Here is an 11,875-nt window from a genome sequence, read left to right on the forward strand (position 1 = left end):
GTTTTGCCCCCGGGGGAGCGTCGCTGGCACCGGTTGGCGGGGCTAGCGTGAAATGAACGATGTGCCCCTATCCCTGGGCACGGCACCATTGTGTCGGGTCGCTCGGGCGGCCTTGCTGGCGAATCGCGAAGTACAGGGCGGCGGTGTCCTGGCCGCCGCTGTTGCCGACGGTGGAGATCGCCTCGCCCGACTTGACCACGTCGCCGGCATTCTTGAGCAGGCTCTGGTTGTGCCCGTACAGGCTCAGGTAGCCGTTGCCATGGTCGAGAATGACCAGAAGTCCGGCGCCGCGCAACCAGTCGGCGAACACCACGCGCCCGCCATGCACCGCATGTACCTGGCTGCCGGCGGAGGCGCTGATCATCACCCCGTCCCACTTGGCTCGCGAGTCGTCGCCGCGGGTTTCACCAAAACGTGCCAGCAATCGACCATTGACCGGCCATGGAAGTTTGCCCCGTGCTGCAGAAAAAGCGCCGCCGAAGGTGGCGCCGTCGCTGGAAACCAGCGGCCCGGGCACTGCCCTGGGCTTTTTCGGGGTGGCGTCCTGGTTGGCGGCCAGGGCTTCGCGCTGGCGCTGCTTCTCGGCTTCCTGGGCGGCCAGCAGGGCGCGCTGACGCGCCTCTTCGGCTTCGCGCGCCTGGCGTGCCAGGGTCTGCTCGATAGTCTTGAGCACCTGGGCGAGGTCGGCCTGGTCCTGTTCGCGGGCGGCCAGCTTCTGGTCGCGTGCCTTGACGTCGCTGTTGAGCTTGGCCAGCACCTGCTGGCGCTCGGCGCGGACCTTTTCCAGGTCCTGGCGCTGGGTTTCGAGGGTGCCTTGCTGGGCCAGCAACTGGGCCTGCTGCAGGGCGATGTCCTTTTCCACATTAGCCAGCTGGCGCAGGGTCTCGTTGAAGCTGCGCAGCTGCTCCAGGCGGGCCTGGCTCAGGTAGTCGTAATAGGTGAGGGTGCGCGCGAATTTCTCGGGGTTCTGCTGGTTGAGCAGCAGCTTGAGGTATTCCTCGCGACCGTTCTGGTAGGCCGAACGGGCCTGGATGGCGATCAGGCGTTGCTGTTCAACGCGGGCGCTCTGGAGTTTTTTTTTCTCTTTGTCGAGGCGCTCCAGCTCGCCTTCAGTCTTTTTTAGTTCCTGCTGCAGGGCCTCCACCTGCTTTTGCAGCTTGCCGATTTCGGTTTCGGTGCCGCGCAGGTCTTTCTGCACGCCGGACTTTTCCTGCTGCAACTGGCCAAGCAGCTTTTTCAGCTCGGCAATGTCCTGGCGCGTGGCGTCCAGTTGCTGCTGGGTTTGCGCGCGCTCGTCGGCGAATGCCGGGCCGAACAGGCAGGTCAGGGCTATGAGGATAAGTGCGCGAAGCATGGAGTAGGCGGAACCCAGGATGGAGACTGGCCTAGTATGCCCGCCATGGCGATCAAAAAAAACGACCTTCAAGCGGGATGCGATTCAGCTGCCTGTTTCAAGCTGCACGCCGCAAGAGGCGCAGCGCACGTGGCGCTGGCTCCTGCAGCTTGAACCGTGCAGCGTGGGGCGTGCAGTTCAGACGTCTACGAGAATCGAAGTACCGGTCATTTCGGCCGGTTTTTCCAGGCCCAGCAGCTTGAGCATGGTCGGCGCCACGTCTGCCAGCACGCCGCCTTCACGCACCTTGAGGTTGCGCTTGCCGACATAGATGAACGGCACCGGCTCGGTGGTGTGGGCGGTGTGGGCCTGGCCGGTGCACGCGTCTTCCATCTGCTCGACGTTGCCGTGGTCGGCGGTGATCAGCGCTTCGCCACCCACCTTGTCGAGGGCCTCGACGATGCGGCCCACGCACAGGTCCAGGGCCTCCACGGCCTTGACCGCAGCGTCGAACACGCCGCTGTGGCCGACCATGTCGCCGTTGGCGTAGTTGACCACGATCACGTCATGGCGCTGCTGTTCGATGGCCTCGACGATGCGGTCGGTGACCTCCGGCGCGCTCATTTCCGGCTGCAGGTCGTAGGTGGCGACCTTCGGCGACGGGATCAGGATGCGCTCTTCGCCTTCGAACGGTTCTTCGCGCCCGCCGGAGAAGAAGAAGGTGACGTGGGCGTACTTTTCGGTTTCGGCGATGCGCAGCTGGGTCTTGCCCTTCTTGGCCAGGTACTCGCCCAGTACGTTGTTCAGGCTGCCTGGGGCGAACGCCGCCGGGGCGGCGATCTTGGCCGAGTACTGGGTCAGGCCGATGTAGGCGGCCAGCTTGGGCAGGCGTGCGCGCGGGAACTCGTTGAAGTCCGGCTCGACGAATACCCGCGACAGCTCGCGGGCGCGGTCGGCGCGAAAGTTCATGAAGATCACCGCGTCGCCGTCCTCGACCCTGACCGCCTCGCCCACGCGGGTGGCCTTGACGAACTCGTCGCTCTCGCCGCGTGCATAGGCGGCTTCAAGGCCGGCGGTGGCGGTGCTGGCGCTGAACTCGGCGGTGCTGTCGACGATCAGGTTGTAGGCGGCGCTGACGCGGTCCCAGCGGTTGTCGCGGTCCATCGCGAAATAACGGCCGATGAGGCTGGCGATGCGGCCCTTGCCCAGGCGGGCGAAGGTGGCGTCGAGCAGTTCGATGGAAGACTGTGCGCTCTTGGGCGGGGTGTCGCGGCCGTCGAGGAAGGCGTGCAGGTAGATCTTCTCGGCGCCACGTTGCGCGGCCAGTTCGGCCATGGCCACCAGGTGGTCCTGGTGGCTGTGCACGCCACCGTCGGACAGCAGGCCGAGGATGTGCACGGCCTTGCCGGCACCGGCAGCCTTGTCCACGGCGTCGCACAGCACCGGGTTCTGGAAGAACTCGCCATCCTTGATGGCCTTGGTCACGCGGGTGAAATCCTGGTACACCACGCGCCCGGCACCCAGGTTCATGTGGCCGACTTCGGAGTTGCCCATCTGCCCGTCGGGCAGGCCCACGTCCATGCCCGAGCCCGAGATCAGGCCGTGCGGCTGGGTGGCGCGCAGGCGGTCGTAAACCGGCGTGGTGGCCGAATAGATGGCGTTGTATTCGTGGCTTTCGCTGTGACCGAAACCATCCAGGATGATCAGGACCAAGGGTTTTGGCGTGCTAGTCATCTATCCCACTCGCGCTTTTGTCAGGTGATAAAGACACGCATTTTAGGGCAAATTGGTCAGCAGTGACGAATTAACCTTGCGCGCCCGCCATTGCCGCCCGACGGGTAGCAGCCCGGCAATGAGAATTACTGTCGACAACCAGTGCCGGTGGGCTTTGGCCGGCCTTGGGTGCTGTGTATACTGCCCATCATTTTTAACGGCCCGGAACCCTCTGATGGTTGCTCACCTGATCGAATTCGCGACATCTCACTATCTGCTGGTTGGTATCTTCGTCGTTCTGCTGGTCCTGCTGATCGTCACCGAAGCGCGCAAGGGCGGCCGCAGCCTGAGCAACGGCGAACTGACCGCGCTGGTCAACGCCGACAAGGGCCTGGTCATCGATATCCGTGCCAGCAAGGAGTTCTCCGCCGGGCACATCGTCGGTGCGCTGAACATCCCGCAGGACAAGTTCGCCGCGCGTATCGGCGAGCTGGAAAAGCACAAGGCGACCAAGACCCTGATCGTGGTCGACAACCTGGGCCAGCATGCCGGCGCCGTGTGCCGCGACCTGCTCAAGGCCGGCTTCAACGCCGCCAAGCTGTCGGGCGGCGTGTCGAGCTGGAAGGCCGACAACCTGCCGCTGGTGAAGTGACATGAGCAACGTCATCGTCTACTCCAGCGACTACTGCCCTTACTGCTCGCGTGCCAAGCAGCTGCTGTCCAGCAAAGGTGTGGCCTTCGAAGAGATCAAGGTCGATGGCAAGCCCCAGCTGCGCGCAGAGATGAGCCAGAAGGCCGGCCGCACCTCGGTGCCGCAGATCTGGATCGGCAGCACCCACGTCGGCGGTTGCGACGACCTGTTTGCCCTTGAGCGCGCCGGCAAGCTCGACGCGCTGCTCAAGGCCTGAATTCCCTACAAGACCCTGCAAAGAAGGATCTGTCATGACTGAAGAACAGAACAACGGCGCTGCGGCAGCCGACGAAAGCTCCCCGCAATTCTCCCTGCAGCGCATCTATGTGCGTGACCTGTCGTTCGAAGCGCCGAAAAGCCCGGCGATCTTCCGCCAGCAGTGGGAACCGAGCGTCGCGCTGGACCTGAACACCAAACAGAAAGGCCTGGAAGGCGATTTCCACGAGGTCGTGCTGACCCTGTCGGTCACGGTCAAGAACGGTGAAGAGGTTGCCTTCATCGCCGAAGTTCAGCAGGCGGGTATCTTCCTGATCAAGAACCTCGACCCGGCTTCGATGAGCCACACCCTGGGCGCGTTCTGCCCGAACATCCTGTTCCCGTATGCGCGTGAAGCGCTGGACAACCTGGTGACCCGTGGTTCGTTCCCGGCCCTGATGCTGTCGCCGGTGAACTTCGATGCCCTGTACGCGCAAGAGATGCAGCGCATGCAGGAAGCAGGCGAAGCGCCTTCGCTGCAGTAAGCTGACTGCGGTACGTTGAAAGCGCCCTTCGGGGCGCTTTTTTCATGCCTCAGGCAAAACCTTGCTGGCGCCAGGCTTCGTACACCGCCACGGCCACGGTGTTGGACAGGTTCAGGCTGCGGCAGCCTTCACGCATGGGCAGGCGCAGGCGCTGGTCGCTGCCCAGCGGGTCGAGCACCTCGGGCGGCAGGCCACGGCTTTCGGGGCCGAACAGAAAGGCGTCGCCGGGGGCGAAGGCCACGTCGTGAAACGGCCGCGAGCCCTTGGTGGTGAAGGCGAACAGGCGCGGGTTGCCCAGGCTCTCGAGGCAGCTGGGCAGGTCGCTGTGGCGCTTGAGGGTGGCGTACTCGTGGTAATCCAGGCCCGCACGGCGCAGGCGCTTGTCGTCCAGTTCGAAGCCGATCGGGTCGATCAGGTGCAGCTGGCAGCCGCTGTTGGCGCACAGCCGTATAATGTTGCCGGTATTCGGTGGAATTTCCGGTTGAAAAAGGATGACGTGAAACATGCACGGCTCCGAGCATAAAGATGACGAGCATTCTACCCCCGAACCGGACCCGCGTTCGAAACTGTGGCCGCGGGTGCTGTTCTCCATGGCCCTGTTCGGCATGCTGGTGGGCCTGATGATCGGCCGCCTCACCGCGCCTGAACCACGGGTACTGGAGCGGGTGGAGGTGGTGGCCGATGGCCTGAACCTGTGGTTCAACGAAGAGCCGCAACTGCATGGCGAGGAGGTCGAGGGCACGCTGGCGCTGGTGTTCCAGGCCAGCGGGCGGAGCCAGAAGGGTCAGTTGCAGTTGGCGGGCAAGCCCGTGAGCTGGCGCCTGCAGAACAGCGACCAGGGCCTGTTGCTGAGCCTGGTGGCGGCCCGGCCGCTGCGCGGCGACTGGGCCGGCGAGCCGGTGCAGGGCCGCTGGAGGGTGCAGGTGAAACTGCACGAATAAAAGAGGGGATTCCCCGGCCTGCCTGTACCAAGGTCCCCAAAACTGGGTTGTGCTTAGGTATATGCAGGGGGTGTGCCAAGTTGGCCTGGGGCAATGGAACCTGGGGTTTTGCTGGGTTTGATGCGGTTGTGAGGGGTGTTTTTGCCTTCAGGCGGTGCAGCGGGGGCAGGCATGGTGCAGCAATGGGGCAAGCTGTTCGCCGGCAAGGCCGGCTCCTACAGGTACGGCGGCGTTTGTAGGAGCCGGCCTTGCCGGCGAAGAGGCCCCTGAGTCATGCCTCGTCGTCGCCCTCGTCGTCCCCGCCGTCGACCTTCATGCCCAGTTCCTTGATCTTGCGCGTCAGGGTGTTGCGCCCCCAGCCCAGCAGCACCGCTGCATCGCGCCGCCGCCCGGCGGTGTGCTTGAGCGCCGTCTCGATCATGATCCGCTCGAAACTCGGCACTGCGCTGTCCAGCAGGTTCGACTGGCCACGGCTCAGCGCCTGGTCGGCCCACTGGCGCAGCGCCTGCTCCCAGTTGGTCACCGGCGCCGCGTCCTGCGGCAGGTTCAGCAGCTCCGGCGGCAAGTCGCCGATATGCACCTCGCGCCCCGAGGCCATCACCGTGATCCAGCGGCAGGTGTTCTCCAGCTGGCGCACGTTGCCCGGCCACGGCAGGTTGCGCATGAACTCCTCGGTCTCGGGCTTGAGCAGCTTGGGCTCCACCGACAGCTCCTGCGCCGCACGCCCCAGAAAGTGCCGGGCCAGGGTCGGGATGTCTTCGCGGCGGTCGGCCAGGCGCGGGATGTGGATGCGGATCACGTTCAGGCGGTGGAACAGGTCTTCACGGAACTTGCCGGCCTGCACCAGGGTTTCCAGGTTCTGGTGGGTGGCGGCAATGATGCGCACGTCCACCTTCACCGGCACATGCCCGCCCACCCGGTAGAACTCGCCATCGGCCAGCACGCGCAGCAGGCGGGTCTGGGTGTCGGCCGGCATGTCGCCGATCTCGTCGAGAAACAGCGTGCCGCCGTCGGCCTGCTCGAAACGCCCGCGGCGCAGGTTGGCCGCGCCGGTGAACGCGCCCTTTTCATGGCCGAACAGCTCGGACTCCATCAGGTCCTTGGGGATCGCCGCCATGTTCAGCGCGATGAACGGCGAGGCGGCGCGTGGGCTGTGACGGTGCAGGGCGTGGGCCACCAACTCCTTGCCGGTGCCCGATTCGCCGTTGATCAGCACGGTGATGTTGGAATGGCTGAGCCGGCCGATGGCGCGAAACACCTCCTGCATGGCCGGCGCTTCGCCGATGATTTCCGGGGTGCGGGTCAGCGCCTGGGGCTCGGCCATGCCCTGCTGTTCCTGGGCGTGCTGGTTGGCACGCTTGACCAGCGACACTGCCTCGTCCACGTCGAATGGCTTGGGCAGGTACTCGAACGCGCCGCCCTGGTACGAGGCCACGGCGCTGTCCAGGTCCGAGTGCGCGGTCATGATGATCACCGGCAGACGCGGGTGCTGCTCGCGGATCTGCGCCAGAAGGTCCAGGCCGCTGGCACCGGGCATGCGAATGTCGGAGATGATCACGTCCGGCTGCTGGCGGGCCAGGCGGCTCATGACCCCATCGGCACTGTCGAAGCTCTGGGTGGTCATGCCTTCCTGTTGCAGGGCTTTTTCCAGGACCCAACGGATGGAGCGGTCGTCGTCGACGATCCAGACGGTTTCGCTTCGGCTCATGAAGAAGTGGCTCCTTGTTCCAGCGGCAGGAAGATCGAGAAGGTGGTGTGGCCAGGGTGGCTGTCACATTCGATCAGGCCCTGGTGCTGGCTGATGATGTTCTGGGTGATGGCCAGGCCCAGCCCGGTACCGTCCGGGCGACCGCTGACCATGGGATAGAAGAGGGTGTCCTGCAGTTCCGCGGGGATACCCGGGCCGTTGTCGATGATTTCGATGCGCGCCACCAGGCGGTGGCGGGTGTGGCCGATGGTGAACTGGCGCATGGCGCGGCTGCGCAGGGTGATGCGGCCCAGGCGCAGCTCGTTCTGCCCGCTGATGGCCTGCATGGCGTTGCGCACGATGTTGAGCACGGCCTGGATCATCTGCTCGCGGTCCACCAGCACGTCGGGCAGGCTCGGGTCGTAGTCGCGCACCAGGGTGATGCCGCCCTGGCTTTCGGCCTCCACCAGGCTGCACACGCGCTCGAGCACTTCGTGGATGTTGGTCATGGCCAGCGACGGCAGTTTGTTGGAGCCGAGCATGCGGTCGACCAGGTTACGCAGGCGGTCGGCCTCTTCGATGATGACGTTGGTGTAGTCCTTGAGGCCGTTGTCGGGCAGTTCGCGGGCCAGCAGCTGCGCGGCGCCACGGATGCCGCCCAGCGGGTTCTTGATTTCGTGGGCCATGCCGCGCACCAGCATCTTGGTGGTTTCCTGCTTGGACAGCTGCGCCTCTTCCTTGGTGATGCGCAGCAGGCGGTCGCGCGGGTGCACTTCGAGCAGCAGCAGGGTGCGGCCGTGGTTGAGGATCGGGGTGACGGCGTAGTCGACGGTCAGGGTCTGGCCGGTGAGGGCGGTGAGCATGGCTTCGCGCTTGGTGAACGGGTGCGCGTGCTCCACGGCCTGGCGCAGCGAGTTGAGCGCTTCGGTCGATTCGGTGAACAGCTCGCTGATGAACTGCCCGTGGCTGCGCTGGCCGCTGATGGCCAGGAGCATTTCCGCTGCCGGGTTCATGTACTCCAGGCGCAATTCGGCATTGAGCAGAATGGTGGCAGTGGTCAGGTTGTCCAGTAGCAGTCGGTGCAGTGCATCGCTGATGGTCATGGGGCGTCGTTGACCTCTTTTGGCACAGTACCGCCCTGATCGGGGCCAGGGTGGCGCGCGCTGGTAATCGGCTGATGCCAGGAAAATGCAAGAACCAAACCAAGGCTCCGAAAAGAAGCGCAATTCCCTGAAACCGGGCCTTGGCTGCGCAAAAAATGACTGGGTTAACGGGTTGCAGGCTGTTTTTGAACCAAAATGGGCTGTTGGTGCAGGGGTAGCGCTGCCTTGTGCACCATTGTAGAGCACTGCTGACTTCATCGCGGGTCAAGCCCGTTCCCACTGGTTTGTGGCAGCGGGCTTGACCCGCGATGAAGTCAGCGCAAAAAAAAGGCCTCCCGAATGGGAGGCCTCTCTCGTTACGCCGCGTGAGCGAGCGTCACTGGCTTAGCAGCTGTAGTACAGCTCGTATTCCAGTGGGTGTACGAAGGTGCGCACCTTGATTTCTTCTTCGCTTTTCAGGGCGATGTAGGCATCGATGAACTCGTCGGAGAACACGCCGCCCTTGGTCAGGAACGCACGGCCCTTGTCCAGCTCTTCCAGGGCTTCCTTCAGGCTGCCACAGACCTGCGGGATCTCTTTGGCCTCTTCAGGCGGCAGGTCGTACAGGTTCTTGTCGGCGGCATCGCCTGGGTGGATCTTGTTCTGGATGCCGTCCAGGCCGGCCATCAGCAGCGCAGCGAAGGCCAGGTACGGGTTGGCCGCCGGGTCCGGGAAGCGCGCTTCGATACGGCGGGCCTTGGGGCTCGACACGTAAGGAATGCGGATCGAGGCAGAACGGTTGCGTGCCGAGTAGGCCAGCATGACCGGGGCTTCGAAGCCCGGGACCAGACGCTTGTAGGAGTTGGTCGACGGGTTGGTGAAGCCGTTCAGGGCCTTGCCGTGCTTGATGATGCCGCCGATGAAGTACAGGGCGGTATCGGACAGGCCGGCATAGCCTTCGCCGGCGAAGGTGTTCTTGCCGTCTTTCCAGATCGACATGTGCACGTGCATGCCCGAGCCGTTGTCGCCGTACAGCGGTTTTGGCATGAAGGTAGCGGTGCGGCCATAGGCGTCGGCAACGTTGTGCACGACGTATTTCAGGGTCTGAACTTCGTCAGCTTTTTTCACCAGGGTGTTGAACTTGACGCCGATTTCGTTCTGACCGGCAGTCGCCACTTCGTGGTGGTGCACTTCGACGACCTGGCCCATTTCTTCCAGTGCGTTGCACATGGCAGTACGGATCTCGTGGTCGTGGTCGAACGGCGGAACCGGGAAGTAGCCGCCCTTGACGCCTGGACGGTGGCCCTTGTTGCCACCTTCCACGTCCTGGTCGGACATCCACGAGCCCTGCTCGGAGTAGATCTTGAACATCGAGCCCGAAATGTCGGACTTGAACTTCACTTCGTCGAAGATGAAGAACTCAGGCTCAGGGCCTGCGAATACGGTATCGCCGATGCCGGTGGAGCGCAGGAACTCTTCGGCCTGCTTGGCGATGGCGCGCGGGTCGCGGTCGTAGCCTTGCATGGTCGACGGTTCGATGATGTCGCAGACCAGGATCAGGGTCGGCTCTTCGGTGAACGGGTCGAGCACGGCGGTGGAGTCGTCCGGCATCAGGATCATGTCGGAGGCTTCGATGCCTTTCCAGCCAGCGATGGAGGAACCGTCGAACATCTTGCCGGCTTCGAAGAAGTCGTCTTCCAGCGCGTCACGGGCTGGCATGGTGACGTGGTGCTGGGTGCCCTTGGTGTCAGTGAAGCGCAGATCAATCCATTTAACGTCATGATCTTTGATGAGTTGAACCGACTTCGACATGGTGTCCTCCGGGTGGGGTAGAGCGTGCCTGTGCAGCCCTTGTAATTTGGGTGATGCCGGGCGCGAATAGTCGGCCAAGGCAACCTGCCTCACAAGGGAGCAAATTGCATGCCAGTGCCCCGAGTTGGGTTTTTCGCCCCATTCTCACGCGTTTACGGGTGCCAACGGCGCTTCAGGGGTTTTTCCTGCACTCTTAGGAGGCGTTTTTTCGTTTGAGTGACCCAAAATGGTGCGCGTGAAACCTTCTGTACAAAAGTTGCTCAAAGCTTGAGCGAATTCCGCTATAATCCGCGCCCCTTCTTTTTCGGCTGGCCACGCGCGCGCTGTTTTCATGAAACTAATCGTCAAAGTCTTTCCAGAGATCACCATCAAGAGCCGCCCGGTTCGCAAGCGCTTCATCCGTCAACTGGGCCGCAACATCCGCACCGTGCTCAAGGACCTGGATCCTGCGCTCGCGGTCGATGGTGTCTGGGACAATCTGGAGGTGGTCACCCGCCTGGACGACGAGAAGGTGCTGCGCGAAATGACCGAGCGCCTGAGCTGCATGCCGGGCATCGCGCATTTCCTCCAGGTCGATGAGTACCCGCTGGGCGACTTCGACGATATCGTCGCCAAGTGCAAGACGCATTTCGGCCACCTGCTGGCCGGCAAGCACTTTGCCGTGCGCTGCAAGCGCGGCGGCCACCATGATTTCAGCTCGATGGACGTCGACCGCTATGTCGGCAGCCAGCTGCGCCAGCAGTGCGGCGCCGCCGGCATCGACCTGCGCAACCCCGAAGTGGAAGTGCGCATCGAGATCCGCGACAAGCGCCTGTACGTGATCCACAACCAGCACAAGGGCATCGGCGGCTACCCGCTGGGCGCGCTGGAGCAGACCCTGGTGCTGATGTCCGGCGGCTTCGACTCCACCGTGGCGGCCTACCAGATGATGCGCCGCGGCCTGATGACCCACTTCTGCTTCTTCAACCTGGGCGGCCGTGCCCACGAGCTGGGCGTGATGGAAGTCGCGCACTACCTGTGGAAGAAGTACGGCAGCAGCCAGCGCGTGCTGTTCGTCAGCGTGCCGTTCGAAGAGGTGGTGGGCGAGATCCTCGGCAAGGTCGACAACAGCTACATGGGCGTGACCCTCAAGCGCATGATGCTGCGCGCCGCCACCAACATCGCCGACCGCCTGCAGATCGACGCGCTGGTCACCGGCGAGGCGATTTCCCAGGTGTCCAGCCAGACATTGCCCAACCTGGCGGTGATCGACTCGGCCACCGAGAAGCTGGTGCTGCGCCCGCTGCTGGCCAGCCACAAGCAGGACATCATCGACCAGGCCAATGAAATCGGCACCGCCGAGTTCGCCAAGCACATGCCCGAGTACTGCGGCGTGATCTCGGTGAACCCGACCACCTGTGCCAAGCGTCACCGCGTCGACCATGAAGAGAAGCAGTTCGACATGGCCGTGCTCGAGCGCGCCCTGGAACGCGCCCGCCTGGTGTCCATCGACCACGTGATCGATGAACTGGGCCAGGATATCCAGATCGAAGAAGTCAGCCAGGCGCTGGCCGGGCAGGTGGTGATCGACATTCGTCACCCCGACGCCCAGGAAGACCAGCCTCTGGAACTGGACGGCATCGAGGTCAAGGCCTTGCCGTTCTACGCCCTCAACAGTCGCTTCAAGGAGCTGGACCCCACGCGCCAGTACTTGCTGTATTGCGACAAGGGAGTGATGAGTCGCCTGCATGCCCACCATCTACTGAGTGAGGGGCATGCCAATGTGCGCGTTTATCGTCCGACATAAGATGCCGGGGTTGTATGGCGGCAGTATCCGCCATCGCCCTCCCGACCGACGAGCCCGTTGAGCGCCGTTCATTCACATTCGCCGCCTAGA

At 63.7% G+C, this 11,875-nt stretch carries 11 protein-coding genes; 5 read left to right on the forward strand and 6 right to left on the reverse strand.

Annotation, left to right across the window (positions count from 1 at the left end; translation table 11 throughout):
* Positions 1-67: 67 nt before the first annotated feature.
* Complete coding sequence (locus FW760_RS14215) at positions 68-1,354, reverse strand: murein hydrolase activator EnvC family protein (protein ID WP_043862201.1); 1,287 nt, start codon at positions 1,352-1,354, stop codon at positions 68-70.
* A 177-nt stretch (positions 1,355-1,531) separates the two neighbouring features.
* Positions 1,532-3,067: a 2,3-bisphosphoglycerate-independent phosphoglycerate mutase gene (gpmI, locus tag FW760_RS14220; protein WP_088514671.1), complete on the reverse strand. Its 1,536-nt coding sequence runs from the start codon at positions 3,065-3,067 to the stop codon at positions 1,532-1,534.
* Between the two features lie 214 nt (positions 3,068-3,281).
* Here gpmI and FW760_RS14225 point away from each other — a divergent pair, with 214 nt between their 5' ends.
* Genes FW760_RS14225 through secB form a run of 3 tightly spaced genes read left to right on the forward strand, consistent with a single transcriptional unit; the run spans position 3,282 to position 4,477 of the window.
* Complete coding sequence (locus tag FW760_RS14225) at positions 3,282-3,698, forward strand: rhodanese-like domain-containing protein (protein ID WP_043862199.1); 417 nt, start codon at positions 3,282-3,284, stop codon at positions 3,696-3,698.
* A gap of 1 nt (position 3,699) precedes the next feature.
* Positions 3,700-3,954, forward strand: a complete 255-nt coding sequence (grxC, locus tag FW760_RS14230) for a glutaredoxin 3 (protein ID WP_043862198.1) — start codon at positions 3,700-3,702, stop codon at positions 3,952-3,954.
* Between the two features lie 34 nt (positions 3,955-3,988).
* A complete protein-coding gene (secB, locus tag FW760_RS14235; RefSeq protein WP_043862197.1) occupies positions 3,989-4,477 on the forward strand; it encodes a protein-export chaperone SecB in 489 nt (162 codons plus the stop codon).
* Between the two features lie 49 nt (positions 4,478-4,526).
* Here secB and FW760_RS14240 read toward each other — a convergent pair whose 3' ends face one another.
* Positions 4,527-4,982, reverse strand: coding sequence for a tRNA (cytidine(34)-2'-O)-methyltransferase (locus FW760_RS14240; protein WP_043862196.1), 456 nt, complete (start codon positions 4,980-4,982; stop codon positions 4,527-4,529).
* Between FW760_RS14240 and FW760_RS14245 the strand changes: the two genes are divergently transcribed.
* On the forward strand, positions 4,981-5,418 hold the full coding sequence (locus FW760_RS14245; RefSeq protein ID WP_058541653.1) for a hypothetical protein: 438 nt from the start codon (positions 4,981-4,983) through the stop codon (positions 5,416-5,418). The genes FW760_RS14240 and FW760_RS14245 overlap by 2 nt on opposite strands.
* Before the next feature lie 271 nt (positions 5,419-5,689).
* Here FW760_RS14245 and ntrC read toward each other — a convergent pair whose 3' ends face one another.
* The 3 genes from ntrC to glnA form a co-directional block, all read right to left on the reverse strand.
* Positions 5,690-7,126, reverse strand: a complete 1,437-nt coding sequence (ntrC, locus tag FW760_RS14250) for a nitrogen regulation protein NR(I) (protein ID WP_043862194.1) — start codon at positions 7,124-7,126, stop codon at positions 5,690-5,692.
* Positions 7,123-8,208, reverse strand: coding sequence for a nitrogen regulation protein NR(II) (glnL, locus tag FW760_RS14255; RefSeq protein ID WP_043862193.1), 1,086 nt, complete (start codon positions 8,206-8,208; stop codon positions 7,123-7,125). The genes ntrC and glnL overlap by 4 nt, the downstream gene beginning before the upstream one ends.
* A gap of 384 nt (positions 8,209-8,592) precedes the next feature.
* Positions 8,593-9,999, reverse strand: a complete 1,407-nt coding sequence (gene glnA, locus FW760_RS14260) for a glutamate--ammonia ligase (RefSeq protein ID WP_043862192.1) — start codon at positions 9,997-9,999, stop codon at positions 8,593-8,595.
* A gap of 331 nt (positions 10,000-10,330) precedes the next feature.
* On the opposite strand from glnA, the gene thiI reads away from it, so the two are divergent.
* Positions 10,331-11,785 carry a tRNA uracil 4-sulfurtransferase ThiI gene (thiI, locus tag FW760_RS14265; RefSeq protein WP_043862191.1) on the forward strand — a complete coding sequence of 485 codons (1,455 nt, stop codon included), beginning with the start codon at positions 10,331-10,333 and terminating at the stop codon, positions 11,783-11,785.
* The last annotated feature ends 90 nt before the right edge of the window (positions 11,786-11,875 follow it).

Source organism: Pseudomonas sp. 1176_21 (genome assembly GCF_052850635.1).

What these genes read in the sequence shown, in the direction of transcription:
- FW760_RS14215 (WP_043862201.1), bottom strand. Translation starts at nt 1,354, where the DNA reads ATGCTTCGCGCACTTATCCTCATAGCCCTGACCTGCCTGTTCGGCCCG.
- gpmI (WP_088514671.1), bottom strand. Translation starts at nt 3,067, where the DNA reads ATGACTAGCACGCCAAAACCCTTGGTCCTGATCATCCTGGATGGTTTC.
- FW760_RS14225 (WP_043862199.1), top strand. Translation starts at nt 3,282, where the DNA reads ATGGTTGCTCACCTGATCGAATTCGCGACATCTCACTATCTGCTGGTT.
- grxC (WP_043862198.1), top strand. Translation starts at nt 3,700, where the DNA reads ATGAGCAACGTCATCGTCTACTCCAGCGACTACTGCCCTTACTGCTCG.
- secB (WP_043862197.1), top strand. Translation starts at nt 3,989, where the DNA reads ATGACTGAAGAACAGAACAACGGCGCTGCGGCAGCCGACGAAAGCTCC.
- FW760_RS14245 (WP_058541653.1), top strand. Translation starts at nt 4,981, where the DNA reads ATGCACGGCTCCGAGCATAAAGATGACGAGCATTCTACCCCCGAACCG.
- FW760_RS14240 (WP_043862196.1), bottom strand. Translation starts at nt 4,982, where the DNA reads ATGTTTCACGTCATCCTTTTTCAACCGGAAATTCCACCGAATACCGGC.
- ntrC (WP_043862194.1), bottom strand. Translation starts at nt 7,126, where the DNA reads ATGAGCCGAAGCGAAACCGTCTGGATCGTCGACGACGACCGCTCCATC.
- glnL (WP_043862193.1), bottom strand. Translation starts at nt 8,208, where the DNA reads ATGACCATCAGCGATGCACTGCACCGACTGCTACTGGACAACCTGACC.
- glnA (WP_043862192.1), bottom strand. Translation starts at nt 9,999, where the DNA reads ATGTCGAAGTCGGTTCAACTCATCAAAGATCATGACGTTAAATGGATT.
- thiI (WP_043862191.1), top strand. Translation starts at nt 10,331, where the DNA reads ATGAAACTAATCGTCAAAGTCTTTCCAGAGATCACCATCAAGAGCCGC.